General features: G+C 62.8%; 30 protein-coding genes. 23 read left to right on the top strand and 7 right to left on the bottom strand.

Features of this window, described 5'->3' with window-relative positions:
- Positions 1-13: 13 nt before the first annotated feature.
- From JRN21_04435 to JRN21_04410, 6 genes are all read left to right on the top strand, one after another.
- Positions 14-460, top strand: a complete 447-nt coding sequence (locus tag JRN21_04435) for a type IV pilin (GenBank protein MDG6988556.1) — start codon at positions 14-16, stop codon at positions 458-460.
- 634 nt (positions 461-1,094) lie between these two features.
- Positions 1,095-1,709 carry a type IV pilin N-terminal domain-containing protein gene (locus tag JRN21_04430; protein ID MDG6988555.1) on the top strand — a complete coding sequence of 205 codons (615 nt, stop codon included), beginning with the start codon at positions 1,095-1,097 and terminating at the stop codon, positions 1,707-1,709.
- 6 nt (positions 1,710-1,715) lie between these two features.
- On the top strand, positions 1,716-2,795 hold the full coding sequence (locus JRN21_04425) for a hypothetical protein (GenBank protein ID MDG6988554.1): 1,080 nt from the start codon (positions 1,716-1,718) through the stop codon (positions 2,793-2,795).
- Positions 2,796-2,805: 10 nt separating this feature from the next.
- Positions 2,806-4,428 (top strand): type II/IV secretion system ATPase subunit, encoded by a 1,623-nt coding sequence (locus tag JRN21_04420; GenBank protein ID MDG6988553.1) that lies wholly within the window; start codon positions 2,806-2,808, stop codon positions 4,426-4,428.
- Positions 4,429-4,568: 140 nt separating this feature from the next.
- Complete coding sequence (locus JRN21_04415) at positions 4,569-6,146, top strand: type II secretion system F family protein (protein ID MDG6988552.1); 1,578 nt, start codon at positions 4,569-4,571, stop codon at positions 6,144-6,146.
- A 78-nt stretch (positions 6,147-6,224) separates the two neighbouring features.
- On the top strand, positions 6,225-8,078 hold the full coding sequence (locus tag JRN21_04410; protein MDG6988551.1) for an Ig-like domain-containing protein: 1,854 nt from the start codon (positions 6,225-6,227) through the stop codon (positions 8,076-8,078).
- Here JRN21_04410 and JRN21_04405 read toward each other — a convergent pair.
- On the bottom strand, positions 8,075-8,743 hold the full coding sequence (locus tag JRN21_04405) for a hypothetical protein (protein ID MDG6988550.1): 669 nt from the start codon (positions 8,741-8,743) through the stop codon (positions 8,075-8,077). The two genes, JRN21_04410 and JRN21_04405, sit on opposite strands and share 4 nt — an antisense overlap.
- Positions 8,744-8,797: 54 nt before the next feature.
- Here JRN21_04405 and JRN21_04400 point away from each other — a divergent pair, with 54 nt between their 5' ends.
- Positions 8,798-9,529: an AAA family ATPase gene (locus JRN21_04400; GenBank protein ID MDG6988549.1), complete on the top strand. Its 732-nt coding sequence runs from the start codon at positions 8,798-8,800 to the stop codon at positions 9,527-9,529.
- On the opposite strand, the gene JRN21_04395 is transcribed toward JRN21_04400, so the two are convergent.
- On the bottom strand, positions 9,526-9,906 hold the full coding sequence (locus JRN21_04395; GenBank protein MDG6988548.1) for a hypothetical protein: 381 nt from the start codon (positions 9,904-9,906) through the stop codon (positions 9,526-9,528). The two genes, JRN21_04400 and JRN21_04395, sit on opposite strands and share 4 nt — an antisense overlap.
- 169 nt (positions 9,907-10,075) lie before the next feature.
- Here JRN21_04395 and JRN21_04390 point away from each other — a divergent pair, with 169 nt between their 5' ends.
- Positions 10,076-11,278: a hypothetical protein gene (locus JRN21_04390; GenBank protein MDG6988547.1), complete on the top strand. Its 1,203-nt coding sequence runs from the start codon at positions 10,076-10,078 to the stop codon at positions 11,276-11,278.
- On the opposite strand, the gene JRN21_04385 is transcribed toward JRN21_04390, so the two are convergent.
- Positions 11,250-11,639, bottom strand: a complete 390-nt coding sequence (locus tag JRN21_04385; GenBank protein ID MDG6988546.1) for a hypothetical protein — start codon at positions 11,637-11,639, stop codon at positions 11,250-11,252. The genes JRN21_04390 and JRN21_04385 overlap by 29 nt on opposite strands.
- Before the next feature lie 122 nt (positions 11,640-11,761).
- Here JRN21_04385 and JRN21_04380 point away from each other — a divergent pair, with 122 nt between their 5' ends.
- The 8 genes from JRN21_04380 to JRN21_04345 all read left to right on the top strand — a co-directional run bounded on the left by JRN21_04380 (position 11,762) and on the right by JRN21_04345 (position 17,491).
- Positions 11,762-12,580, top strand: a complete 819-nt coding sequence (locus JRN21_04380) for a hypothetical protein (GenBank protein MDG6988545.1) — start codon at positions 11,762-11,764, stop codon at positions 12,578-12,580.
- Positions 12,581-12,668: 88 nt separating this feature from the next.
- Positions 12,669-13,247, top strand: a complete 579-nt coding sequence (locus JRN21_04375; protein ID MDG6988544.1) for a hypothetical protein — start codon at positions 12,669-12,671, stop codon at positions 13,245-13,247.
- Between the two features lie 44 nt (positions 13,248-13,291).
- Positions 13,292-13,645: a hypothetical protein gene (locus tag JRN21_04370; GenBank protein MDG6988543.1), complete on the top strand. Its 354-nt coding sequence runs from the start codon at positions 13,292-13,294 to the stop codon at positions 13,643-13,645.
- Between the two features lie 98 nt (positions 13,646-13,743).
- Positions 13,744-14,418, top strand: a complete 675-nt coding sequence (locus tag JRN21_04365) for a CdvA-like protein (protein MDG6988542.1) — start codon at positions 13,744-13,746, stop codon at positions 14,416-14,418.
- A 62-nt stretch (positions 14,419-14,480) separates the two neighbouring features.
- Entirely contained in the window at positions 14,481-14,963 is a 483-nt protein-coding gene (locus JRN21_04360; protein MDG6988541.1) for a hypothetical protein, read from the top strand.
- The gene (locus tag JRN21_04355; GenBank protein ID MDG6988540.1) at positions 14,951-15,652 is read left to right on the top strand and encodes an ABC transporter ATP-binding protein; all 702 of its coding nucleotides are present in this window, start codon (positions 14,951-14,953) and stop codon (positions 15,650-15,652) included. Before JRN21_04360 ends, JRN21_04355 begins: the two co-directional genes overlap by 13 nt.
- Before the next feature lie 33 nt (positions 15,653-15,685).
- Entirely contained in the window at positions 15,686-16,591 is a 906-nt protein-coding gene (locus tag JRN21_04350) for a hypothetical protein (GenBank protein MDG6988539.1), read from the top strand.
- Between the two features lie 276 nt (positions 16,592-16,867).
- Entirely contained in the window at positions 16,868-17,491 is a 624-nt protein-coding gene (locus JRN21_04345; protein ID MDG6988538.1) for a hypothetical protein, read from the top strand.
- Positions 17,492-17,548: 57 nt separating this feature from the next.
- Here JRN21_04345 and JRN21_04340 read toward each other — a convergent pair whose 3' ends face one another.
- Both JRN21_04340 and JRN21_04335 read right to left on the bottom strand, forming a co-directional pair.
- The gene (locus tag JRN21_04340) at positions 17,549-17,719 is read right to left on the bottom strand and encodes a hypothetical protein (protein MDG6988537.1); all 171 of its coding nucleotides are present in this window, start codon (positions 17,717-17,719) and stop codon (positions 17,549-17,551) included.
- A gap of 131 nt (positions 17,720-17,850) precedes the next feature.
- Positions 17,851-18,495: a hypothetical protein gene (locus JRN21_04335; protein ID MDG6988536.1), complete on the bottom strand. Its 645-nt coding sequence runs from the start codon at positions 18,493-18,495 to the stop codon at positions 17,851-17,853.
- Positions 18,496-18,754: 259 nt separating this feature from the next.
- On the opposite strand from JRN21_04335, the gene JRN21_04330 reads away from it, so the two are divergent.
- The 4 genes from JRN21_04330 to JRN21_04315 all read left to right on the top strand — a co-directional run bounded on the left by JRN21_04330 (position 18,755) and on the right by JRN21_04315 (position 21,876).
- Positions 18,755-19,777 (top strand): hypothetical protein, encoded by a 1,023-nt coding sequence (locus JRN21_04330; protein ID MDG6988535.1) that lies wholly within the window; start codon positions 18,755-18,757, stop codon positions 19,775-19,777.
- 266 nt (positions 19,778-20,043) lie between these two features.
- A complete protein-coding gene (locus JRN21_04325) occupies positions 20,044-20,214 on the top strand; it encodes a hypothetical protein (GenBank protein ID MDG6988534.1) in 171 nt (56 codons plus the stop codon).
- 737 nt (positions 20,215-20,951) lie between these two features.
- A complete protein-coding gene (locus tag JRN21_04320; protein ID MDG6988533.1) occupies positions 20,952-21,383 on the top strand; it encodes a hypothetical protein in 432 nt (143 codons plus the stop codon).
- Between the two features lie 220 nt (positions 21,384-21,603).
- Positions 21,604-21,876 (top strand): hypothetical protein, encoded by a 273-nt coding sequence (locus JRN21_04315; GenBank protein ID MDG6988532.1) that lies wholly within the window; start codon positions 21,604-21,606, stop codon positions 21,874-21,876.
- 2 nt (positions 21,877-21,878) lie between these two features.
- On the opposite strand, the gene JRN21_04310 is transcribed toward JRN21_04315, so the two are convergent.
- A complete protein-coding gene (locus JRN21_04310) occupies positions 21,879-23,120 on the bottom strand; it encodes an MFS transporter (GenBank protein MDG6988531.1) in 1,242 nt (413 codons plus the stop codon).
- Positions 23,121-23,255: 135 nt separating this feature from the next.
- On the opposite strand from JRN21_04310, the gene JRN21_04305 reads away from it, so the two are divergent.
- Complete coding sequence (locus JRN21_04305) at positions 23,256-23,645, top strand: hypothetical protein (GenBank protein ID MDG6988530.1); 390 nt, start codon at positions 23,256-23,258, stop codon at positions 23,643-23,645.
- Positions 23,646-23,697: 52 nt separating this feature from the next.
- Positions 23,698-24,516, top strand: coding sequence for a hypothetical protein (locus JRN21_04300; GenBank protein MDG6988529.1), 819 nt, complete (start codon positions 23,698-23,700; stop codon positions 24,514-24,516).
- On the opposite strand, the gene JRN21_04295 is transcribed toward JRN21_04300, so the two are convergent.
- On the bottom strand, positions 24,488-24,826 hold the full coding sequence (locus tag JRN21_04295) for a hypothetical protein (protein MDG6988528.1): 339 nt from the start codon (positions 24,824-24,826) through the stop codon (positions 24,488-24,490). The two genes, JRN21_04300 and JRN21_04295, sit on opposite strands and share 29 nt — an antisense overlap.
- Before the next feature lie 70 nt (positions 24,827-24,896).
- Here JRN21_04295 and JRN21_04290 point away from each other — a divergent pair, with 70 nt between their 5' ends.
- Entirely contained in the window at positions 24,897-25,739 is an 843-nt protein-coding gene (locus JRN21_04290; protein MDG6988527.1) for an undecaprenyl-diphosphate phosphatase, read from the top strand.
- The last annotated feature ends 667 nt before the right edge of the window (positions 25,740-26,406 follow it).

The raw sequence follows: 26,406 nt of genomic DNA, 5'->3' as shown, positions 1-26,406 counted from the left end.
GGAAGTGGAGGCAATGAAGATATCGGGACAGCGAAGAAAAGCTATCTCGCCAATCGTAGCAACAGTCCTCATCATCGCAGCCACACTCATCGCCTTCGCGGCGGTACTTGGATACATCTTCGGCATATTCGGCAGCTCAACTAACTCAGCGAATGTGACCGTTTCGAGTGCGTCATGTGTCCACGGCAGTACTGCAACTACTGCTCCAACGTGCACAATATATGTAACCAACTCTGGCAGCGGTTCGACTTCTGCTTCTGGTGGCTCGATCACATATGGAGGCACTTCATACACACTTACTTTCGCTTCAGTCTCCATCCCTGGTGGAACAACCACGCCACTTACAGTTGGAACTATCACGGTATCTGGTACCGTGTCGGGCTCCGCTGGCGAGACGTTTAACGGCTACATATCTCTGGCGAATGGAGCAGAAGCTTCGTTCACCGGGACTATGTCGTAAGGGAATCCCCATTTGACGGTGGGATGAGAACCACCCACCGTCTCCCTTTTCTTTCGGAGTCTGTCGGGCAAAACGATGTGTGTCTCCTTTGACCCTCCCGATCCCCACTCTCCGAGTCAGATCAGGCGGTTCCTCCTCAAGAGAACAGACATGTATGGTGGCTAAACGTCAACAAAGCGCAGAGCGAAGGGAAAGAAGAGTGAAGTGACAGCGGATGTACTTGTGCTCAACGCTTGAGAAGGCGCACTAGTTCAAGTGAAGCATATTCTCGGTGTGAGACGGAGTTTTCGCAATCCTTCCCACCGTTACGGGAGACTCTCGGTGTTACCTCGAAGTAGACTGTCTCGGTGTCACTATTGAGGCCGCTGAAGGCAGACTCCACGCTTTCTCAGAAGGGGGACGAATATCAGGGCGAATCATTTGACCGTATCCTCGGTTCGAGCCTTCATGTAGTTCCGGGCTTCGCTCGCAAAGCGTGGGCCCCCGCAACGACGGAGCCACGCGGGCATTTGTCTGCCAGTTACTCTTTTGCAGGGTCTGCCTATCTTTGGAGCGCCTACCTCGTTTACGAGAGACGGAATCCAGAGTCCGAGTCCATAACCAATAATTAAAGAGCAGCCTCCTTTCATCAAAGTTGAGGCTATCGAAGCGACGTAGGCGAGCCCTCTCAGAGGTCGTCGGGACGGTGCTCGTGGTTTCTATGACCATAATCGCGGCGGCTGCCGTCTGGGGTTACATCAACGGAGAGGCCGGAGTCGCTTCACAGGCTTACGGTCAATCGGTCGGGAACAGCGTGCAGTACTTGGAAGAGAAGTTCACAGTCGTGGACGTAAGCTGGCCCGCCACCTGCCCCACGGGGACTTCGGCCTGCGCGACAGTCTGGATCTACAACACCGGTAACATCCAGCTCTCGCTCCTGCAGATACGCTTCTACGACTCTGCTAGGAAGATCGACCTCTTTTACAACTACAGTTCTAGCGGGACCAACTATGTTGATGATGTCATCACGGGAGCCGGCCAGTGCGCGCTGGTCGCTACCTCGTCATATGCCAATCCGCCCCTCCACGGCACCGGGGCGTTTGCAGATCCAATGACCCAGACCGCCACCATCGAGCTGGGGATTCCATCCTCGGCCCCCCTGGGTCAGTCTTGTCCGTCGTATGGTCAGACGATTAGCACAACCGACACGTACTTTTTCACCATTGCCGGGATTTACGGCAACTCCTACACCTACAGCGAGGTGGGCTAACCGGGGTTGAAGATTCCCTTCAATACGAAGCGGAGGCGAGCCATATCTGGGATAATCGGGGCGGTGTTCCTGTTCACCATGCTCTTCACAGTGGGGAGCGAGTATTTCATTTTCATCAACAATGCCAACGCAGTCGAGACCCAGTCCCTGGTGGCCAGGGGGAACGACCTGGCAGCCAGGCTACAGGAGGACGTGCAGATCTCCACCTCCATCAACTCTACCGGTTACGTTCAGTTCTATCTGAACAACACCGGGGGTGGCACGGTTAACGTCACCTCTCTGGTCCTCCTTAACGCCACTGGGACGGTACTCGAGTGTGACGGCATCGGACTTCCGTCTACCCAAGGATGCAAGAACACCACTCCCGGACTCCCAGCGGTAGCCAACCCAGGGGTCGGGACCCCATCGAACGGGTACCTTGTCACGAATTATCCTTACAAGAAAGGGACAGTCGTCTTGAAGCTCATCACCTCGACCGGCAATGTATTCACCGCCACCTACCCGGAGACCGGGGTCTCCCTCGCAGCCCAAGCTCTCTCCAGCGGCGCCATCGGGGATCTGTATCTAGACTTCCAGTCGTACTCCTTCTACACCGTGGCCTACTGCAGCGGGACGAGCGGCCCCTACTGCATCACTTACAAGGGGAAGGGGTTCGCTGTCCCGATATCAGACCTATCTGGAAATGTCGCTTTTTCGGTCTCAGTGACCGACCTGAATCCCCAGCAAGCCAACATCACTCTGGACGAGTACAGCTTTATTGCGGATTACGCCCCCAAGGGGAACAGCTTCCTGAACGCTGTCTGGTATATCGTGGACAACAGCTCGAACCAGATAGTGAACTCCTACTCTCCCATAGTGCTCACTTACGACAAACCCAGAACCCTGGTCTTCGCGTCTGGAGGCTATGGCAGCTTTGCCCCCACCAACGGAGGATGGTCCGCACTCCCGAAGAGCGGGACATTAGCCGCGGTGAATCTCATCTCCCACGGGTGGGAGGGTGACTCTTACTCAGCGATCACGGGAGACACACCTCCACCCTACAACTACGGACAGAACTCCCCCTACGTGTCGGTGCTCTACTATTGAGGCCGAGAGATTGAGGCTCGGGGGACAGAAGGCGAAGGACCCGAGTTTCCCGACAGACGCGGGAAAGGAGAGGAGCTACGTGGTCAGGTTCCCGTTCACCGGGACCCCCATCCCTGCAGGAGGGAACCTGCTCGACAGGTACCCGCTGACAAATCCTTACGCCTACGCAGCCATACTCGAAGACGAGAACGGGGGCAGAAAATACTACCTTGACGAGGTGCCGCTCACCAATCAGGAGGCGAGAGTCTACAGCTACATCCTCGACAAGCTGGAGACTGAGCTCACCATCCCCCGCACGGAGGTTGACCCAAAAAGGTACTTCGCAGAGCAGGCACACAGGATAGTGAAGAAGTACGGCATCAAGGTCGCACCGCTACCCTGGGCGAAGATACTCTACTTCGCCGAGAGAGACCTGGTCGGCTTCGGCGTCTTGGATGCGATGTTGAAGGACCCCAACATCGAAGACATCTCGGTGGACGGCGTCGGGAAGCCGATTTTCATCTATCACCGCAGGTTCGAGAGCCTGGGCACCAACCTCGTCTTCGGGAAGGACAGCGACTTGGACAGCTTGATCACAAGGCTAGCGCACATGGCCGGGAAGCATATCTCGACCGCATTCCCCATACTTCAGGGGACGCTCCCGGGGCGGCACAGACTCTTGGCGACGTTTAGGCGTGAGATATCTCCCTACGGCTCGACCCTCACGATAAGGAAGTTCAGGGAAGACCCCCTCACCCTCGTCGACCTCCTCGACGCCAGGGTCATCGACCAGAAGATGGCCGCATACTTCTGGCTCATGATGGAGAACAAGGCGACAAGTCTGGTGGTGGGCTCGACCGGGAGCGGGAAGACGACCCTCCTCAACGCCCTCCTCACCCTGACGAGGACTAACTCGAAGATCGTCACGATAGAAGAGGTCCAGGAGGTCAATATCCCCCACTTCAACTGGACCGCCCTCCTTGCCAGGGAGAACTACGGGACTACGGGAGAGGCATCGAGCCAGGTGAACCTCTTCGACCTCGTCAAGGCGGCCATGAGGATGAGGCCCGACATCATAGTGGTGGGGGAGGTAAGAGGAGATGAGGCCTACGTCCTATTCCAGGCGATTTCCACCGGGCACGGAGGGGCTTGCACGATACACGCCGACGACGTCGAATCAGCCATCCAGAGGCTGACGTCGAAGCCTATGGACGTCCCTCCCGCCTTCATCCCGTTCCTGGACCTGACCTTCACCGTCAGGAGGATCTCGGTCCCGAACCCGGGAGGCGGGTTCAGGGCGGTGAGGAGGATTGTTTCCGTAGACGAGGTGACGAAGGTGGGAGAGTACTTCAACGTCTTCAGATGGAACCCTTCCACCGACACCTTCAAGGTCGCGGAGCTTCGCAACAGCCCCAAGCTCACGAGGCTGGCCAAGGACCAGGGAGTCCAGCTGGCCGACCTCACCGAGGAGCTCAACAAGAGGGCTGTGGTCCTCCGCTGGCTCCAGGAGCGAGGCATAAGGAATTTCAGGGAGGTGTCCGCCGTCCTTGAGGACTACGCTGCCAGGCCCGCCCCTGTTTTCCAGAAAGCGGTCAAGGAGCTCGGCATAGCCGGGACCCCAGAGGCAATAGCCGCGGAGGGGTTCAGGATCTGAAGTCGGCGAAGGCGGCCGGGGAAGCCGACCTGGGCCCTCTCGACGTCGTCTCGGGGTTCGCCTACAGGATATTCGGCCGGTATTCGACAGGGATAGCGGCCAACACCCCCTGGCTCCGCGACGAGATACTGAGGTCCAACATGAGGATCACCCCGGAAGGGCTGATATCGCTCGCCTTTCTGGGGAGCATCCTCTCCGCCGTCGCCTTCGTGGCTGAAATCGGCGTCGCTTACCTGCTCGCCAACCCTCTGCTCTTGCTCGTCTCAGGGGCGTTTGCCGCGACGCCTCCACTCGTCTTCCTAATCATAATGAGGTCCCCGCGTATCAGCCAGGGGTCCAGGTCGGCGGCGCTCGACAACGAGCTCCCCTTCATGGTGGGCTTCATCGTCGTCTTGGCGGGAGGCGGCATTTCTCCCATCGCCTCCATCCGGCGGATCGCTAAGTTGTCTGACATCTTCCCTAACGCCGCTAAGGAGGCGAAAAGAATCCTGCTCGACATCGACGTGTTCGGCCTCGACCCGACGACCGCGCTCGAGAAGGCTGCCGAGACGAGCCCGAACAAAGCGTTCTCGGAGCTCCTTTATGGCTATACGACCATAATCAAGACAGGCGGAGACATGTCCTCTTTCCTTAACAACAAACTCAAAGAGATCTACGAGACCAGGGCGCTTAAGGTCAAGAAGTCCTCCGAGACGATAGGGACTCTTGCTGAAGGATACGTCACGGTCACCTCCGTCCTCGGGATAAGCCTCTTCGTCCTCTTCCAGTCGGAGTCGCTGATAAGCCACTCGTCGTCCGGGATTCAGGGGATTGAGGTCTTTGGTCTGGTCGGCGTCCCAGCGTTCTCTTTCCTCTTCATCTATCTACTCAACGCTGTCCAGGCCAGGTACCCATACGTGGACTACCAGCCGTTCATCGCGTTCGGGGCGTCCATCCCTGTAGGGCTCGCGTTCTTCCTTATCCCGGTCCCCCTGTCCCTGTTCGAGCACACGGCCTTCGCTTTGATACTGATGACAGTCGCCCCGACGGTCGTGGCAAGCAGGGCCGCGCGGGAAAGGAACGCCCTAGAGAAGGCGCTCCCTGACTTCATCAGAGACATCTCCGAAGGACGGAAGATCGGTCTATCCCCGGAGCAGACCATCCAGGCGCTGGCAGACAAGCACTACGGGCTCCTCTCCAAGCATGTCAAGAAGATGAGCGCCCAGGTCTCCTGGGGGGTCTCGACCGTCCAGGTGATCTCCACGTTCGCGAGCGAGGTGAAGAGCTGGGTCACCCGCGAAGCGGGCATGCTCCTGACGGAGGTGATAGACGTGGGAGGGGGTACAGTGAGGAGCTTCTCCGACATGGCCGAATTCACCCGCAAGATGAACGACCTCGAGGCGGAGAAGCGCTCGTCGTTGAGGCCGTACTTGTTCATCTGTTACTTCTCTTCGGTAATGGTCGTGGTCACGACGTTCATCATGGTCTATTTCGTGGCCAAGCCGATCAACTTCGGACCCTCGAGCAAGTTCGCGCCGCCTATGCCGACGATCAGCGGCGCGACGGTAGGCATTCTCCTCACCGTCTCCGTAGTGGAGAGTTGGTTTATCGGCATGGTCGCGGGGAAGATGGGAGAGGGAGGGACCGCCGAGGGGTTCAAGCACGCCCTCGCCTTGGTGCTCATAGCTCTGGTCTCCGTCCTCGTGGTCCAGGCGGTCCTACACATCTCGGTCACGTAGGCAGGCCGACATGAACTCGGAATTCTTACTTCGATTCCTCCATGCTGAAATACGTTGAGAGAGGAAAAAGCAGCTAGTTTGAGGCTCGGTCTCCGCACCTTCGGTGTGGTCGTCGCCCTCGTCCTCTTCGTCGTGAGCTCGGCTCCCCAGGGGCTCGGCGCGGCTCCTTCCGCCTTCAGATATATCTCACTGACCTCCCTCCCGCCGGAGCTTCCGACGAGTTCAGGAGGACTGGCGTCGTACCCGGCCCTGGTGGTCTCCATCGCCAATCAGCAGGGCGAGCCGACCGTCGCGCCAAACGACATCACGATCTACCTCTCCTCATCTGACCCAGCCGTGCTGGCCGTCGAGCCGAGTGTGATCATCGAGGCGGGGCACCAGTACGCAATCGCCACCGTGTCAGCGTCCCCGACCCCCGGCGGCGCCACGATAACGGCCGTCGCCCCCGGGTACGAGGCGGCCTACACGACATTCAGCACGCACGAGCCCAGAGGCTACCCCACCCAGCTGCAAGTGTACCCGATGCCCGACGAGTTCCCTACTGGGAAGGCGTTCGCTTCGAACTTCACCGTGATTGTGGAGGACGCCGCCGGCCTTCCTGCTAGGACCATCCAGGAAGCCACCATCCAAGCGACTTCGTCCGACACAGGTGTCGTCAGGGTGGGCAACGCCCTCATCCCGGCAAACAAAACCGTGGGCTATGGGACAATGAGCACCACCGGGGTGCCGGGGGTGGTGTCCGTCACTGTATCCGCCCCGGGGCTGGTCACGGCCGAGGCGTTCATCTCGGTCGTCGGAGGCGGCGAAAAACCCTCGCTGCTGTCGCTTTCCGCCCCCGCAACCCTGCCAGCCGATGGCGCCACATATGACTCCCTGACCGTGTCGATAACCGATAACGGCAGCCGCCCGGCCTTCATGAACGCTTCAATCCCTATCTTCCTGACGTCGTCCAGGCCGGACCTGGTCTCGGTGCAGCCGGCGGCGCGCATTCCGGCGAACAGTTCTTTCGTCACCGTCCCCATATCCACCTCCCTCGCGGCCGGGGAGGCGTACATCACAGCGTCGGCGGTAAACTTCACCTCCGCCTCGCTCCCGGTGACCACGGTGAGCATCCCCCCCACCAAGCTAGGGATGTACGTCTCCGACGCTTCAGGGCTAATCACCCCGACTGCGAACGCCCTCGACTTCGTGGTCCAGCTGCAGGACTCCCAGGGGCTTCCTGCCGAAGCCAGGACCTCGGCGAACGTGATAGTGTCGTTCTCCAACACGACCCTCCTGTCTTCTCCCATCGACCTGATCATCCCAAGGGGGACTGACCTCGTCTACGGGAGTGTTCCCCTAGTTAGGGCGACCGAAGGGACTTTCACCGCCATCTCAAACGGCCTGTTTTCCGCGTCGGTCCAGTTCGCCGCAGCGCCGTTGGGAGTGACCGCCAACATAGGCCCATCGGTGGGTACCATCTACCCGAACCAGACGGCCTACGTATACTATTCACTCCAGTATCAGGGGCGCCCTGCAGCGGGGGCCACCCTCACGTGGACGGCGACCGGGGGGACGATCAAGCCTGGGTCGCCGACCACAGACGCCGACGGGTCGGCATCAGCCCTCTTCACCCCATCGGGAGCAGGCGAGGCGACCATCCGGCTGACAGCCACAGACCCGGCCATAGGGGCGGTCAACTCCACGACCAACATACTGGTCATACCGTATCCGGTGAAGGTGCGCCCCTCGCTTCTCACCACAGTGATCAAATCGCCAATCTACCTGGGAGCCATAGCGGCCGCCGCGGTCGTGGCCATCGTGGCGGTGATTATGGTGAGGCGGAGGCGCGGAGAGACGGTCGAGGACGAGGACTCGCTGGGGCTGGGGCCTGGGCCTGGAGAGGGGACAGCCTATGACCTCCGCCTGGCTTTCGGTCTGCCGGGGGTCTAGCTTCCTATCGTGAACTGGATCCATTTCTGGACCAGCGGGGTGGCCTGCATCCTGCTCGCCATCATGAACCTCCCCTGATCAGAGACCCGCATCCTGACCGTCCCGTCCGTGGAGTACTCGACGGCCGCTATCGTCCTCGGGGCGTGCACCCCCTCCTCCAGGAGGAGGAGCCCCGTCACGCCGTACTCCCTCAGCTTCTGCCTAAGGTAGTCCAGGAACTTCAGAGACTTCTCCACCCCGGCATACTTCACGAAGTCGGTGAACGAGTCCACAACCAGCCTCTCGTTCTTCTCCGGGGCCGCCTTCGCGTCGTCGAGGAGGGTCTTCAGGGCCACGGAGACGTCGGTCAGGGAGGTGAGCGGGACTGCGTACTTCGACCCCTTCCCCCCCAGCCTCCACGAGTAACAATCCAGCACCCGGAGCCTCTCTGACACCCCCTCCGTCCATTTGAACATCGCCATGGTCTCCGCTATGGCCGAGTCCGCCTCTGCCGTGGAGACCAGGAACGCCCTGTCCCCTCCGACCAGCCCCGAGTGGAGGAAGAGCTTCCCGAGGATGCTTTTGCCTGCCCCCGGCGGGCCCAGCACGAGGACGAGGGACCCCTTCGGGACACCCCCTAAGATCGCCTGGTCCAGTTCGGAGACCCCGAGCCTGAGCCTCTGCACGCCCGACCGCACCTCCTGAAACGCTTAAAGAGTTTACAATGAGAAATCCCGGTGTTGTATACCCGGGTCGGGGTCAAGGGTGTGGACGACCTCCTTGACGACAAGGGGATCCCCAAGGGGCACAACGTGCTCGTCCTCGGCGCGCCCGGGAGCGGTAAGACCACCTTCGGGCTCCAGTACCTGGTGGCCGGCGCAAAGGCGGGCGAAAACGGCGTTTACGTTTCCTTGGACGAGGACCCTGACCGCCTGATAGAGAGCACCGAGCCTCTCGGCCTGGGGGTCAAGCACCAGATAGCGGCCAAGAAGATAGCGATGGTCGACGCGTCCCCAATCAGGCTCCTCCCGGCGAAGGTCAAGCTCGGGTCGACCGAGATAGGGCGCAAGGAGTTCGCGGTCGCGACCCTGATCAGCTCGGTCACGGACGCCATAAAGAAGGTGGGGGCCCAGCGGGTCGTCATCGACCCCATCTCCACCCTCGTGGTCCACTATGCCGAGGACTACGAGCGGAGGATCGCCCTCCTCGACCTGATGGCGGCGACCGTCAAGAGCAGGTGCACCACCCTGCTGGTGGCCGAGATGAGCGACCCGTCCCTGCAACGCAAGTTCCAGTTCGAGGAGTTCGTGGTCGACGGCGTCCTGGTGCTGACCAGGGTGCTGAGCGGCCAGGCCTACACCCGGGTCTTCAGCGTCGAGAAGATGCGGGGGATAGACAACGACAGCCAGCCGCACCCGTACAAGATAGGCGAAGGCGGGATAGAGGTCTTCCCGACGGAACAGATGTTCTAGGCGAAGGGCCCGACTTCCAGCCTCGCGGCCCTGCTCTCGGGGAGCAGCGCCGGCGTCAGCATGGCCGTCAGGTTCCGATAAGAGTCCAGGAAGGCGGCCCCCTGCTTCGTCCCTATGTACGACACCCGGCCCTCTTCGTCGACCACGGTGTCCACCAGCCTGGTGTCCGTCATCTGCGCCAGCAGGTGGGTGGCTGTCACGGAGTTGACGTTGGCCCTGATCAGGATGGCGTTCTTCGTCGCCGGCCTGGCGCACGCGCCGAGGATGTCTGCCACGACATCCAGCCTCCCGCGGTTCTTCGCCTGGGAGGACAGCCTCGACCTCAGGTTCCCCTGGGCCTGCTGCGCTGGCTCTTCGGTCTGGTATGCCGGGAGCATCTGCCTCCGGGTGCCGGCCGGGGGGATTAGAGGGGGTGTAAGCACGGAAGTGACATACAACGCCAGGGTGAGCGTGTCCCAAGCGCCCGTTCAGCAGCGGCGTCTATGAAACGCCCGGTGTATCAGCCTCTGTGCAACCCTTAACTCACCTGACCTGCCGCGGAGCGGCGTGGACGAGCGCCTCGTAGAGCTCCTGGGGGTCTACGGCCTCAACGAACGGGAGGCGCAGACGTTCATCTTCCTCACCAAGAACGGCTCCTGCGGCGCGGGGGAGCTCGCGAAGGCCGTGGGGATCAGGAGGATGGAGGCCTATCGCCTCCTCAAGCGCCTCCTCGACCGGGGGATAGTGGTGTCCACCGCCGGGAAACCGATCAAGTACCAGGCCGAGTCCCTCGAGGGCGTCATCTCCCTGCTGACGGACGAGCAGAAAGGGTACGTCCGGAGGATGGAGGACGCGAGGCAGGAGCTCTCCTCGCTCTGGAAGCAGATGCCCAGGGCCCCCCGCGAGAGCTTCGAGCAGAGGTTCAGGATAATCCAGGGGAGGGAGCAGATCTACAACTCGGTCGCCAAGATGGTCGAGCTCGCCTCGGCCTCCCTCGACCTTGTCTTCACGAAGAACGACCTGGTCCAGGCCCACGTCCTCGGGATAGCCGACAAGCTGGTCGAGGCCCGCAGGCGCGGGGTCAAGGTGACCATGGTCGCGCCCATCGACCCGACGACCTTCGAAGCCGCAGACGCCATAGCGAAGTCAGTCGAGCTCAGGCACTCGGAGGAAGCCCCGAGGAGCAGGCTGGTGGTGGCCGACGGCGCCCAGACCCTTGTCTCTCTGGTCCTGGACGACACCAGGGGGCTCAAGAACGACAGGGACATCGCCATCTGGACCGACAGCCGGGACTACGGCGAGACCATGGAGGGGCTCTACCGCGTGTCCTTCACGAAGGCGGAAGCGGCGGCGGACAGGCTCGCAGCCGTCAGGGGCCAGATGCGGTTCGGCGAGAAGATAGACTCGATGGTGGCCGTGGTCAGGACGGCCCTGGCCGAGAGCGGGTGGAGGGTGGAGTCGCCGGGGAGGATCAGGAGCGGGTCGGGGACGGAGTACGACTTCGCCGCCGTGCTCACGGGCCCCGGCGGGCGAAGGGTGGGGGTGGACGTGGTCCTAGGGCAGAAGGGGTCTCCGGTCGGGGACAGGGTGACCGCCTCCGCCATGAAGAAGCTCGACCTGAAGGACAGCGGGCTCCTGATAATAGCGAGCCCCGAGCCCGACGAGCGGACGAAGAGCCTGGCGAGCCTGGTGGGCGCGACCGTGGTGGACGGGTCTGACGCGGTGGACGCGGCAGCCGCGGTCAGGAACTCGGTCGCAGCGGGCGCCTAGCCTTTTCGGCCACTTCTGCGTACCCGGTGGTTATGACTATGTAGTCCTTCAGCGCTTTCGTGAGGTTGTTGATGGCGAGCATGTCGTTCTTGCGTAGGATGAGGAACGGGAGCGAGAAGGATATCGCCACCGTCGTCACGGGGACCGACTCCTCTCCTACCAGCGACACGATGACCTGCTTGTAGGCGGAGTCGAAGGAGGTGGTGTAGATGTTCTTCCTCAGCGACCCTTTCTCGAAGACGAGTATCCACCCCTGCTCCTTGGTCAGCCTGTACCCGAACCCCGTAAGGTGCTTGACAATCAGGTCCTTGACCTTCTTCCTCTCCACGTCGAGGGTGAATGTCTCCGAGTGCTCCCCCACGAACGCCGAACAGGGCCCGTTCGTTCATAAAGCCTCCGGAGGAGTTGTTCTTTCGCGGCCGTCTCACAAATTTAAAAGCAGGGGGGAAGGCGACCACCTAGTTTATTCTTGGAGGCTCTGGCATGAAGTGCGACTACTGCGGCAAGGACGAGTCACTCCCGTTCGTCTGCAACTACTGCGGCGGCGCCTTCTGCCCCGACCACAGGCTCCCCGAGGCGCACCAGTGCAGGGGAGACCTCACCCAGAAGCGAACCATAACCGCGCCCCAGACGACGTTCAGCTGGCAGACCTCGGGGGCCACGTCGCCTTACGCTCAGCAGGCGAAGCCCGCGCAGGTCTTCTCCAGGATCGAGGTGCGGGACATACTCATCGCCTGGCTCGGGATAGGGTTCGCCGTCGCCATCGCGTTCACCGGAGGGGCGTTCGGGAGCTTCTCCCCGCGCGTCCTCGCCGTGGCCATGGGGATAGCCCTGGTGACCGTCGGCCCCGGGTTCATCTTCCACGAGCTGAGCCACAAGTTCGTCGCCCGCCGGTACGGGTTCTGGGCCGAGTTCAGGATGTGGCCGCAGATGCTCGCCATGGCGATACTGGTCGCGCTCGTCGGGTTCCTCTTCGCCGCCCCAGGCGCGACGTACATAGTCGGGGGGAACAGCTCCAAGATGGAGACCGGGCTCATCTCCCTGGCGGGGCCCCTGACAAACGCGGTCATAGCCGCCCTCTTCCTCCCGATCTTCCTCTTCACTGGCGGGGTCTTGCAGTTCATCGGAGGCTTCGGCCTCTGGGTCAACGTCGAGCTTGGCGCGTTCAACCTCCTCCCGGTCGGCCCCCTGGACGGGGCCAAGGTCTTCCGATGGAGCAAGGTCGTCTGGGGGGTCGCCATCGCCGCTTTCGCAGTGGCGACGTACCTGGCCTACACCAACGTCGCGGCCCTGATACTCTAGGCTGGACCGGGGTCAACAACCCCTGTCTCGTCTGTTAAGATAAGTCGAGCTTCTCCTCTAAGCCGGTGCCGCACCAACTTAACGCCAGATGTATTCGCAAGGGCCGGCAGAGCCTGGGGTCCAGGGGCCCCTCTTCGTGCTGACGGAGTGGGCCGCATCGGTCCACGCGTTCCGGAGGAACAAAGTCCCGTCCAGCAAGAAGGTGGTCGCTGCCGCCCTCTGCAACTCGGGATACTCCTACCGGGACGTGGCGAAGATGCTGGGGGGGATGTCCCACATCGCAGCCCGGGACGCCTACATCTCGCTTCTCACCAGTCTCCCCAGAGAAGAGAAGAGGTACAGGAGGACAGTCGCGATCGACGGGTCTGACGCTACCGTGGAGGGGAGGAGCTACTACGTCTGGCTGGCCAGGGACTACGACTCGGGAGAGATCATGTCGTTCCAGGGCTCTCCGGACGCGTCTGCCGTGGACGGGACAAGGTTCCTCGCCGGGGTCGCGGCGCAGTGCACGAACAGGCCCTCGCTGAGGCTCGGCACAGGCGCGAACTCTCCGAGGGGGCTGGTGAACCTAGACCTGTACTTCCAGACGGAGCCGAGCCAGTCCATCATGACCAAGCTGGGGAGGCTCTTCCTCGGGGCCGGGGTCCCTCCGGGAGAAGAAAGGTAGTCTGCGGTCTGGCTCGTTATAAGCGGTCGGACGCCTGGAGTTGCATGCAGGCGGTCCGCGCGCTCGTCCCCGACATATCGCCCGTGGACATGGAAGCGGTGGAAGCGAAGGCTGCGAGGCTGCTGGACCTGTACCTGAACGGGATCTACGGAGGTGAGTTCGCCGCGGTGGTGGAGCACCACTTCCGGGACGCTGTCGGCCTGGGGCTCTACCAGGCGCTGAAGGGGGACCCGGTAAAGGCGAGGCAGACCCTGACCGCCATCTTCAGGAGCGAGGCGGCGGTCGACCTGATAGTCAGCTCGCTCACCGCGAGGCTCGAGCGCTCGGCTCCGGCGCCGGAGCGGGAGGTCCTCCTGCGCGTCCTCTGTCCCCCGCCCAGTCTGGTCCCATCGACGTAGATATCGAGGCCGATGTCAAGTGATGGCTCTTTGTTGACCCGTTGGCGCGCCTAAATTCACACTTTCCACTATATCCCGACCTCGGCCGTTACGCCCCTATGAGGTCAGAAGCACTCGAAAAGCTGGTAGACAAGCCAGTGAAGGACACCTACGGAAGGTACGTCGGTTTTGTTGTGGGGTTCTCCGTCGACACCTCCGGGGAGTTGAAGTCTGTCGGCGTGGACCAGGGGAACGGGGAGTTCACGGAGTATCCGAGCGTCAGGATCGTGTCTGCCGCAGAGGGGTTCGTCCTCATCCCGGCCTGGAAGGTCGAGTGCGACGCGCTCGGGAAGGAGCTCGACGGGGTCAAGCGGAGGGTGAAGGCGCTGCAGGACCTGGCCAGGGAAGGGGAGATACCGAGGGCGCTCTACGAGGAGATGGCGGGGAGGTACTCCTCAGAGGCGTCGAAGTTCCAAGAGTCGTACAAGTCGCTCACCGAGGGGATGGTCGTCCGCATAGGGGAGCTGGAGGGGCAGAGGGAGGCCCTCGACAGGTTCCTGGTGGAGATCAAGGTCCAGTACAGGGCCGGTGAAGTCGACGAGGCCGCATTCAAGGTGGCCGCAGAGTCGTGCCAGTCCATGCAGAAGAGGAACTCCCAGGAGATGGAGGACCTCTCGAAGATGCTGAAGGCCATGACAGAGCCGGTGGCGCAGCAGCAACAGCAGCCCGCGCAGCAGCAGAGGCAGGTGGCTCAGCCCCCGGTCCAGAAGGCAGTCCAGGCGCCTGCAGAGTAGGCCCGGGCTGGTCCTCGGGGTTTGTTGAGGCACTCCATGCACCCCCAAGGAGAGGATGGCAGATGAAACCAGGGTCTCTGCTGCGGTGGGGCGGACCTGTGGCGAAGAGCCTGAAGATCACGTCTTACACCTACGCCGTGGTGGCATCGCTCGCGGCGGCTGTCGCAGCCAACGGGATGCTCGCAGCGGCGCCCCTGGGCGCAGCGGGGAAGGCGGCGGTGGTCGCGGTGGTCTTCGTTTCGCTGGCTGGGGTGACTGCGGCCCTATCCGCCGACGTCTTGTCGCGTTCGAGCCAGGCGGTGGCTAATCTCCGTTCCATAGGGGCGTCACAGGGGAGGATATCGGGAGCCGTCGCCAGTTCCGTGGTCGTGTTCGGAGCGGGGGGCGCGCTGGTCGGCGCAGCGGCAGGAGCGGTGCTGGCCGCGCTGGTGTCCTCGTCGCCGCCGGGAGCGTCCCTCTTCGACGCGCTCGCCCTGATCATCGCCTCGTCGGCCGCTGTCGCGACAGGGGCGTTCGCAGGGGGGAGGCTCTCGTGGCGCAGCTAGCGGCGGTCAAGCAGGAGCAGCCGGTCCTCGGAGACAGGTACTCCATCGAAGTCAAGCACGTGAAGAAGTCATACGGCGAGAACGAGGTCTACACGGACCTCCACTTCCAGCTGCTGAGGGGGACGTTCGTCGCCATGATCGGACCTATCGGGAGCGGCAAGTCCACCCTGGTGAACATGTTCGCCGGGCTCGAGCGGCCGACGGCCGGGAGCCTCAAAGTGATGGGCCAGGAGATCACCCAGATGGACGAACAGACCCTCGCAGCCTACAGGTCGAAGAACGTGGGGCTCGTCCCTCAGACGCAGACTCTGATCCCCGAGTTGACGGCATACGAGAACATCGAGCTCCCTCTGTACTTCGCCAAAGTCGGGAAGGACGCCCGGAAGCGGAGGGCGGAGGCCGTGATGCAGAGGGTCGGGATATCGAGGGAGGCAGACAGAGTGGTAGGGACGCTCAGCGTCGGGGAGAGGCAGATGGTTTCGTTCGCCAGGGCGCTGGCCAACGACCCGCCGATCCTCCTCCTAGACGAGCCGACCGAGGCCCTGGACCCGCTGATGTCGGAGGTGATGCTGGGGGTGCTGAGGGGGGACAACATGACGGACGGGCGGACAATCTTCGTCACCACCCACGACAGGCGGGTGACGCAGCTGGCGAGGAAGACCATCAGGGTCGCGAAGAAGATACCCTAGGATGGCTTAAGGGGGTTGGAAACTGGGGGCGGGTTGTCGCATAGGCTGCGGAACTACAGGCGGCCTTTAGTCGCGCTGATCGCTGTCGTCATAGTGGTGGCGGTAGTATCGGCGTACCCGACGACCTCCCCGCCACGCGCCTCGCCCTACCAGCGCCCGCTGGACCTTGCGGTCTCCTACTTCGTCAGGAACTACAGCCCGGCCACGGCGCTCGTCCCAGAGACCCCCACCACCCAGACATACTGGATCTACTCGGACAACTATCTGGTTGCCCTGGCCCTCGCGCGCTACGACCCCCAGAACAGCTCGACGGAGGCCTTCGCGGGAGCCCTCGAATCCGCGGTCGGCGCCTTCTCGCTTTCATTCCCTCCCTCCCTCGACGGGAACCAGTACGAAGCCCTGAACTCCACCACGGCTTCGTTCAACTGCTCATCCAACCACGTCCTCACCTGGTCCGGCGAGCCTCCCGGGGGGACCGTGGTCTACGCCACGACCTCCAACGACGGCAGCCCCGCATGCGCGTCCCAGAACTACGCCGACCTCTACCTCCTCCAGGCCGTCTACTACCACAGGCTCGGCAACGCAACCGCGGCGCTGCACTACTACCAGCTGGCCGCTCGGGACTTCAACGGCGTCGGGATCGTGGATCTAGCCAACGCGAACTCGCCACACGTCTACCAGACATACAAGCTGGCGCTCTACGTCTACGCCACCTACTGCCTGGGGGAACAGGCAACCGCGACCAGCCTGAGCGCGGCCGAAGGCACCCTCCTCAGCCTGCAGTCCGCCTCCACCGGAGGGTTCGCCACCGCCTACGGTCCCAACCCGACCAGCCTGAGCGCCCCGGGGGTCGCCCCGCTTTCAGGGCCGAACACCGAGACCACGGCGCTCGCAGCCCTCGCGCTGGAGCTGATGATCAACCCTGCGGGACCGTGCTGAAGGCAAGCCTCTATCTATGTCGATATCAAGGTCGATGAGGAGTCTGGTGCATCCTTCTTCCTGCGAGTCTGAAACCGAAGAGATGTCCGGCTCCGATTTTACGGAGCTTCTCCGTCGTTAGGCGGCGGGCTGTTCTGATTGCCCCACGAACATCACGGCTAGCGGCTGAGGCGGATAAAAACCCTTCCACCTTTCTCTATAGAGAACCATGTGAGGTCCTGAACGCGCTGTTCTTGCCTCTGGTCTTTTAGACCCAGGGTCCCCACATCCGCCGCCATGGCGTCCTTCTGGCCCGCTCTCGCGGTGGCGGTGGTGGCCGTGATAGGCGTCGGAGCGTTCACCTCCCTCTACGGTGGACTTTCGACCGGAGGAACTCCTACGGCTGCCGGAGGAGGGGCCACCTCCACCAGGACCGCCTGCACATCCGGGCAGTCTACCACGGCCTCTTCCACCCAGGCCGGGGGTACGAGCGTCGTGGGGTCATTCTCGGCTCCGTCGTCCGTCCCGGTCAAGGTAGACTCTGTCGTGGCCGACGTGTATCAGGGCTCGGCCGGGGAAACGGTCGCCTTCTATGTTGGGTTCGAGAACGTCGGCCCCTCCGCGATCTACACCGTCACGGGGTGCGGGAGCAGCCTCACCGCAGCCGTCCCGGCAGGCTCAGGCGTGTTGGAGCAGCAGGACGCTGGGCCCCGCTGCCTTTGCGCGGAGGCCCCTGCCCCAGTCGCCCCTGGGCAGAGCGGAACCGCTGCGACTCCGGGGTGCTGGAGCGGCTACCAGTTCGACCTGGTCGGTCCCGGGACTGTCACCGTGACGCTCACCCTGGCCTGGGGGTACGGCGAAGGGGGAGCATCCTCCCTGAACGACACCACCACGGTGACCGCTCAGTTCACGTTCAGCTAGGGCCGCTGTCACACCCACGTCAGCGACGTGCCCGGACGCTGTGACCGGCTCGGCCGCTCAGACCTGACCGTCGACCCAGTCCTTCAGGACCTTCTCGATGAGGCTGCTCCGGTTGGACGAGAGCCTCCCCTTCTCTATCTCCCTCGACTGCACCGAACGCAGCGCGTTGTCGAAGTCCCGGAGTACGTCCCGGTCGACCGTGATGGAGATCGCCACCTTCTTTGCCAATCCGTTCCTAGCGATATGATAATGTGATTTGGGATTGGAAGTGTAAAGGGGTGGGGTCACAGCTCAACAAACGGTCACTCCAGAAGCTAGCCCGGCCTTGTGGCGCCAGAGGGGTTCTGTGCAGTCTCCGCCTATCCTACGACGATGACATAGAGGCCGACCACCGCGATCACGAATCCCACGATTGCATCGTTGTATTCGGGGGGTATCCTCTCGAATATCCCGCCCAGTCCAGTCATGCCGAGGAGGAGGAAGAGCAGTAGCGCGACCACCGACGCGGCCCCGAAGACCGTCGCAACGGCGAACGTGAAGCCCAGTCCTGCCTGGATGGCGAGGAGTAGAACGGGGAGGATGGCCAGGTCGGGCGATAGCGCCGCGCCCAAGACGGCGAAGTACCGGAACCTCTTGCCATACTTCCCCTCGCCCCTGGTCAGCTCGTCAAGGGTCTCCGTCTCGTAGTCTTCGGGGGTTCTGTTCCTCAGCGCTCTTGCTCCGTAGGCGAGGCCGCCTACCACCATGACCGCCCCTACCGCGATTGTCAGGTCGGTCGAGACCTGTGCCGAGAAGGCGAACCCGAGTCCCACGATCGCGAAGCCGAGGGCGAGAGAGAACCCGACGTGCCCTGCAGCTGTCATGATGCCGACGCCGAGGAGCTTCGACCTTCCCCACTTCGCGACCCGCCCAAGGACGAGGAGGGTCGCCCAGTGGTCGGGAGCGGACATGTGGAGGATGCCCACAGCCGCGGCCGTGAAGAGAAGGGCGGCTTCAGAAATCACGCTCGAAGCGGAGCAGCGCCGACGGCAGGCCTATCTGAAGTTGTTGACGGGTCACGCCCAAGGACACTGTTGACCATCTTGCCCTCACCTTCTTTTGCACCGGTCCTTACATCTCTAACCTGGAGCCTCTGATGCCTGACCTGTGCCCGCCACCGAACGACTTGGCCGGAAGACCACCGTCCACCAAGCGGAGACTGGACAGAACCCGGCAGAGGAAGCCAAAAAAGCAACGCGCTCCAACGGCAGACCCCGAAGAAGCTTGGAGGACAGAAGCGGCCTCGTGTTCGCGGCCGTCCTGGTCGCGGCGCTGGTGATCATCGGGTCGGCGCAGGCCCTCTCGGGCTCAGGCGCAGCGCCCCAGCGCCCGTGGGCGGTGGTCCGAAGCGGCCTCGTCCTGGAAGGGCCACCGGCCGTCGTGCCGTGCGTGGACCTGGGCGTCCCGAAGTGCCCGGCTCCTTCCGACGCGACTCTCTCTCCGGTGGCGCTGATATCCTACGGCCCTGGCCGCTACTACGTCTACAACGAGACGTCTCAGTACGGGAGGATCAACGGCACGACTCTCTATACCACCTACTCCGTCTGGTTCACCAACGAGTCGGTCTACTGCGTCACCCCGGCCTACGCCGTCAGCAACTCTTTCATCCGGTACCCCACCTGCCCCGCATCCCCCTACCGGGAGCCCTCCTACCTCCTCCCCTCCTCGGGAGCGTCTGCCTACAGCCCCGCGCTCGGCCTCAGCCTCAACCTCACGCTGACGGCTGCTCCCGGAGGCGGCGTCGAAGTGACCGCCTTCGACTTCAACCTCAGGGGCCAAGAAAACACCGTCCAGCCGGCGTCTCTATGGAAGATCGCTACACGCAACTTCGGCTCCCCCGGGGGGTGTGGCAGCTTGCTCCCCGCGGGTTTCGCGGTCTACGCGGGAGACTACGGGCCGTCCGACCTCCCGCGACAGAGCGCACTCCGCATATCGGGCTACTCCGAACTGTTCTGCCCCTACTTCCTCCCTGTCTCGCAGTACGTGTTCGAGGCGCAGAGCGACGTCGCGCTGGCCGTCGACGGCGCCGGCAACTACGCGGGGGGGATGTCCAGCACCCTCGTCGCGTCCGGATACTGGTCGGGCGGGAACCCGTACACCCTAGGAGGCCCTTGCCCTCCTGCCGCGCTCTACCCGGCTTGCCCGCCGCTCGTCTTCAGCCAGTTCCCGCCGGGGATGTACACCGTCGTCGCGGCAGACGAGTGGGGCCAGATAGCGGTGCTGCACTTCGCCGTGACCGGCGCGTGAGCCGTGGCGCGGGCCCGTCCTCAAACACATGATGATGTGACGCGAAATCAGACCCGTGGGCGGCGGTGTCCGCGCCAGACGGATGGCAGAACGCGGAGGAGATCCATTCGGGGGAGCCGCATCAGGGGCGCCCCGGGGAAGGGCCGGCCGCGGAGGCAAGGGCATTCACCTGGAGGGTCGCAGGCTGCGCAGGGAACACCTCGTGCCACGCAAGGGGGGGACCCATACGGAAGAGATTTAGTCATGGCCTGACTCGTCGAATGTTGATGGCTCAGACTGCGGTCGAGAAAGAGCTGAGGTTAATCCGGCAGCGGCTCGATTCGATAGAGGAGGCTTTGGCAGAGGAAATGACAGAGGACGACAGGTCGGCGCTTCGGGAGGCTCTTGAAGAGCATAGACTGGGCAAGGCCGTCCCCTTCAAGGCCCGCAAGCCTTGAGAGTCTATCTGGCTCAGCGCCCGAAGAGATTTCTTGATGAAGCTTCTCCGGACCTCAGAAGGAGGCTCGAAGAGAGAATTTCGGAGTTGTGGACGACCCCATACCCTTCGGGGTGCAAGAAACTAAGGCGCGCCGAACTCGTTCAGGCTGAGGGTAGGCGACTACCGGATCCTCTACACGACTGTCAAGCGCGAGGAAATCGTCGTATTCAAGATCAGCCCAAGAGGGTCGGCTTACGAGTAAGCTCCATGTCTGGACATTTTCCTTCGTGGCGTGCCTCGTCGCAGATTCCGGTCCGTGCTCAAACATATGATAATGTGACGCAAAACCAGGCCTGTGGAGGGGTGGTGTCCGCGCCAAACAAATGGCATGGCGCGGCGGAGATCTGTTCGGGGGAGCAGCGTCAGGGAGGGACCGGCGGCGCAAGGGGCGGCCGTTCCCCTGGAGGGTCACAGGCTGCGCACGGAAAACCTCCTGCCACGCAAGGGAGATTCTTTGGTCCGGGGGGGTGTTTTATGACCCTCTGGGGTACACTATACAGTTAGAGCGGACGGGGTTTCCCGTTCACCCGCAGGTGCACAAACAGGCCGCGCCTTCCGGGGCCGCCGATGGGGTCTGCCACTTGTCCGCCCCTCCGTCCGGGGTGCGAGGAGATGCCGCCATCCCCGCATCTTGACCGCATGGTGAGCCGAAACTCACCCGCTCCCTAATTTTGAACCCTGGAGGTGAACTTCCATATGTCAGGCAAGGGGATGAAGATCTGGTGGAGCGGCGAGGCGGTAAGCAAGGGGAACATACTCCACTTCCTCTTCGGGGACCGCGACGAGACCATCAAGGTGGCGAGGCTCACCATCGACAGGATGAAGCAGGTGAACACCCTTTCCATGACCAAGAGGGAGCTCAGGTTCTTCGCGAAGGACCTCGAGTCGGGGAGGCTCGGCGTCAAGTACAGCTACCACGGGTTCTACACGAAGCTCATCAGGAAGCTCCTGGACCTGGGGTTCATGGAGAAGGACGTCGCCATCTGGGACGCCAAGCACCAGAAGACGCCGCGGGTCTACCAGCTGAAGCTCCAGCCCATCCCCGAGCGCCCTCCCCAGTCCGGGTTCGTCAGGCTGACCTGGCAGGTCGCCAAGGCCTGGAACGACATGATCCAGAGCCCCGCCTGACCGCGCAAGGGTCGAATCGACGTCGATATCGACATTGATGGTCCGGAGAGACAAGGTCGTCGAGGCGTCCCAACTGGAGCTCGAAAGGCTCGTGAAGCAAACTGCTGGGGAGCAACCCGTCGATGGGCCGCAGGTAGCACCATAGGCTGGATCCTATGCATCCCACCGGGGACTTTCCGAGAAACGCGTAAGTGAAACCGCCTCCGAGATTCTCTCCTGTATGAGGTGGAACGACGCCGTGGGGCTCGCGATGCCGGTGTTCCCTCTTGCCGTATGGACGCTCATCGTGGTTTTTGTGAATCCCTCGACCATCCCTTCGCAACTGTCGGTCTCGGTGGTCGTCCTAATGATGGTGTGGGGGGTGTTCTCCTTGCCCGCAGCGGTGCTCTTCCCGTCCAACAACTCCACGAAGGCCTTTGGCTTCGTAGTCTGGGTCTACGCGGCGTTAATAGCAGTCATCATCACCTTTGCTATCAGCCCCCTGCAAATGTGAGCCTATACCGTGTTCGCGGCGGCCGGGATCCTCCTGCCAGCCCACCGGTACAACAGCAGCGCAGGTATCCCCGGCAAGCCCAGGAGCCCCCACACCAGCAGGTGGTTCCCGAAGGACGCCAGGATCACCCCGGCAATGACGGGGGTGATGCTGCTCCCTGCCCCGTTGAAGAGCCCGAACACCCCGTTGTACGACCCTATCTCGGTCGCGGGCGCCACGTTGGAGGGGAGCGTCATCGAAGGGATCGAGCCGAGGTTCTCCCCGAGGGTCAGGAGCACCACGAAGGCGAACACCGACACGACCGCCAGCCCGCTGACGAGGCTCAGCCCTCCGATCGCGACGAACGACGCGGCCATGAACAGGACGGCGAGCACGGCGGAGAACGTGTGCTTCCTCCCGGTCATCATCTTGGTCATGGGGGCCTGGCCGAGGACCACCATGACCCCGTTCAGGGCCAGCGCGACCCCCAGTACCGCGTAGGGGACGAAGAGGACCGTGTTGGCGAAGAGAGGGAAGGTGAAGCTCCAGTTCCCGTACATCTCTCCCGAGAAGAGCGACGCGAAGCAGAGGATGAGGAACGTCCTGTCGCGGGCGAGCGTCGTGATGCTCTGCCTGAGCGACCCCGGACCCGTGACAGTCGGCGCGTGGCCCGGCGCGGCCGCCCCCTTCGAGCGGGCGACGTCGTAGGGGGACGGGTCGAGCATCAGGAAGATGAAGACCACCCCGGAGGCGAGCGTGGCGGCCGTGACGAAAGCCGTCCCCGGGAAACCGATGAAGCCGATCAGGACCCCCCCGGCGGCGACCCCGACGGTGAACCCCGCGTTGAACCCGATCCTCACCCAGGTGTAGGCCATCGTCCTGTCCGGGATGCTGGTGAGGTCGGCCACGTACGCCTGAATAGCGGGCTGCGCGATGGACCCGGCGACCCCGGCCAGTGCCGCCCCGACGAGGACCCCGGCCACCGAGTTCAGCTCCATGCTCAGGGCGACCAGCAGGACGGCGGCCGCCTCTCCGCCGAGGCCGGGGAGGAAGACCCTCCTCCGCCCGAGCCTGTCCGTTATCAGCCCCCCGAACGGGGAGATCGCAAGCGGGAGTATCGATACCAGGACGACCAGGGCGCCGACCTCGACGTAACCGAGCCCGATGACTCGCTTCAGGTAGAGGGCGAGGAAAGGGTAGATCATGGCGAACCCGAGGAGCCTGATCCCGGTCGCCACCCCGAGCAGGCGGACGCTCTTGTCCAATTGGGCCGCCCGGCCTTGGTCTTCTATCTATAGTCTGCTCACCCCACGTGACAGAAGTCAGCGCCGCAAAGGGGAGGAAACGGCGTGAAAACGCCACAAGAGGCCTTAATCCCCCCTGAAGGGGGACCTCGACCGTTGATCGACATCGACTGCAGCGAGATGACCGTTGACGAGCAGTTATCGCTCGCGTCGGCCGTCTCCGACGGGCTCGCAGGGCGAGGGGTCGCGCTCGTGAAGGACGACCGGGTGGTCGTGGACCAGATCGCGGGGAAGGTGACCCCAGGAGAGGTCGCCGAGCTGGCGAAGGCGTTCGCGTCGAGGAGGAAGGACCCCCAGCACTACGCCGTCGAGACGAGCGGGGAGCACGTGGTGGTCCACACCCCGGACCCTCTTTCGAGGAGGAGGGGGAGGAAAGACACGGGCCAGCTCCTCCCCGACAACCTGTTCAAGTGCCCCTTCTGTCCGTTCGTGACCCCCTACGAAGAGGCCTACGTCGTCCACTACCGCTCGCACGGTTTCGGCTGAACGCGCGTCAGGCTCCAAAGGGTGATATACCGAACCGGGGCAAGGAGACCTGTTGGAGCAAACGCCGCGCTTCGTTGGCGTCTCGATGCTCGAGCGGGGACGCCCTCTCTTCCACGCGGTGGTGAAGGGGACGAACGGCCCCGGCGTGCTGGGGGACTTGGCCACGAAGATGGGCGGGGCTGGGTTCAACATTCTCCTGGTCAACGAGTGCTCGCCCCCCGAGAGCCGCGAGTCCACGGCCACGTTCTTCGTCGAAGGCGAGGCGGGGACGACTGAGGACGAGCTCAGGAGCGCGATCGCAGGGTCGCCGTACGCGCTGGAGGTCGTTGTGAGGAAGTCCGAGTCCAAGCTCCTGGTCGACAGCTTCCCGTTCCCTCTGATGTACTTCCCGTCAGGGCGCGGGGTGATCTTCCCGCAGTCGGGGGTGAGGGCCATGTTCCAGGACATCATCAAGATGTTCGGGACAGGCGGAGAGTCCATCCTCTTCAGGGCGGGGCACGCGGTCGGAAGGCAGGGGACGGAGGACGTCGCGAGGGTAATGGGCGAGGAGGCATTGACGAAGGACCCCGACCTGTTCACGGGGCTCTACGCGGCCCTGGGGTGGGGAAGGATGGAGATCGTCGAAGCGGCGCCCGACCTTTCGGCCTTCAGCATGAAGCTGGAAGAGGGGTTCGAGTGCACCGGGGTGAAGTCGCCGGTCCCGGTCTGCCACTTCACCAGGGGCCTTATCGCCGGGTCTGCTGAGAGGGCCCTGTCACGCGCCACTGCCTGCGAAGAGAAGAGCTGCGCTGCGGCAGGAGACCCATACTGCCTCTTCACCGTCACGGCGAAGGGGAAGCTCGCTAGTAGGTCTGGAAGTTCCTGGTCCTGAAGGCGCCGATCACCAGCGCCACGCCCGCGATGATCAGGAGCTCCGGGAGGAAGGGGACCGACTGCCTGTAAAACAGGACGAACCCGTTCGCCACAGCCAATATCAGCCCCAACCCGATTGTGAGCACGCTCAGGCTCAGCCTGAGCGCCGACCTTGCCACGTTCATGGCCAGGAGGAGGACCCCCGTGCCGAAGGCGAAGAGCGGGGAGTTGACGGTAAGGAAGAGGTCGCCGCCCAGCCGCCCGGCCACCGCCCCGAACCAGATCAGCAGGATCCCCCAGAATATGTTCGTAAGCGTCCCGTTGTTCATAGTGTCCAGCCCCTGTGGGCCCCCTGGTTTTAGAACGCTTTAAGCGACATGGAGCGGGGCGGCCGGAGGGATGACCAACTGGCTCCTCGGCATCGTCCTGGGCGTGGTGCAGGGGGTAAGCGAGTGGCTCCCGGTCAGCAGCAAGACCCAGATCATACTGGCATCCACTTTCCTCTTCGGGCTCGGGCTAAAGGACGCCTATGCGCTCGGGCTCTTCCTCGAGGCCGGGACGTTCATAGCCGCCACCTTCTACTTCAGGCGAGAGGTGTGGGGGGTACTGAAAGCGCTCGTGGGGAAGGGTGACGACGAGGGGAAAGTCCTCCTGAAGTACCTGGTCATAGTCACCGCGCTGACGGCCGTGGTGGGGGTGTCGATCTATCTGACGGCTCTTTCTTCCATCTCCGGGCCCGTGGTCGGGATTCCGATGATCATCCTAGGGTGCATCCTCCTGGGAGATGGGGCCATCATCGCCCTCGCGAGGGGGAAGGCAAACCCCACCAAAGGCCTCAAAGACCTTTCTATGAAGGAGCTCATCATCATCGGAGTCGTCCAGGGGATATCTGCCCTCCCAGGGGTGAGCAGGTCCGGAGTCACAGTGTCTGCGATGCTCCTCCTCGGCATCAACGCGGAGGATTCCTTCAGGCTCTCCTTCCTGGCCCTTATCCCTGCTTCTGTCGGAGCGGCGGGGGTCAGCGTCATCTTCTCCGGTGTCGATATCGGCTCGGCGGTGTCCACCATAGGGGTCGGAGTGATACTTCTGGCCATCATAATCTCCGTCGCCATCGGGCTGGTGTTCATCCGCGTCCTCCTCAGAGCGGCTGGGAGCAACCGCATCGTCCTCCTCGTCGTCGCCCTGGGGGCGCTCGCCATCGGGAGCGGGGTGGTCAGCATCGTCACAGGGATAAGCGGATAGGGTGTTAAGATAAGTGGGCCACATGCGCTGCGTATCAACCACGGCAACTTAACACCGCGGACAGGCGGAGGACTCCATTTCGTCGCCGCTCTATCGCGAAGCCGCTTCACTTGCGGCCAGGGGCCCCCTCCGTGTCAGGGCTGCGACGGGCGATGTGGCGTTTGTCTATGGCCGCCATGACGGCGACGTCGACGAGTCGTGGGCCCCGACCTAGTTGAAGGCGCGGGACCGAGGTCTTCGTATCGCCCGGGAGCGACGGCACCCTGAACGGTTCTTGGAGGTGGAAGGAGGCCATGATGGGCTTCGTCGGGAACACCATGAAACACTTGGAGGAGTATTAGCGAAGGGAGAGCTTCAAGTCAGAGTTCGCCGAGGACAAGAAGATGTGCGGGTGGTCAACCGGTCAGAGGAGGGGCGACAGGACAGACCGCGCCAGCTTCTGCACCGGGCTCTGGCACAACCTATTCTATCTCTCGACCTTCTGACTTGTATCCGACGCCCGAAGTGTTCGTAACGGCCATGTAGAGCGTGCACTACTTCGAAGCTACGATGGGGATGGGCCATTTTCAGCGTTCATTCACTCCTTGATTGGTGGCGCTTTAACGCTGGCTGTTGGCCTGTCCGATGCCCACGAGTGGTTTGCCCTGAGTTCAGCCGTCGGTGGGTT

It is taken from the genome of Nitrososphaerota archaeon (assembly GCA_029785825.1).
Taxonomy (GTDB): domain Archaea; phylum Thermoproteota; class Nitrososphaeria; order Nitrososphaerales; family Gagatemarchaeaceae; genus UBA183.
This window is presented reverse-complemented; position numbering and strand designations above follow the sequence as displayed.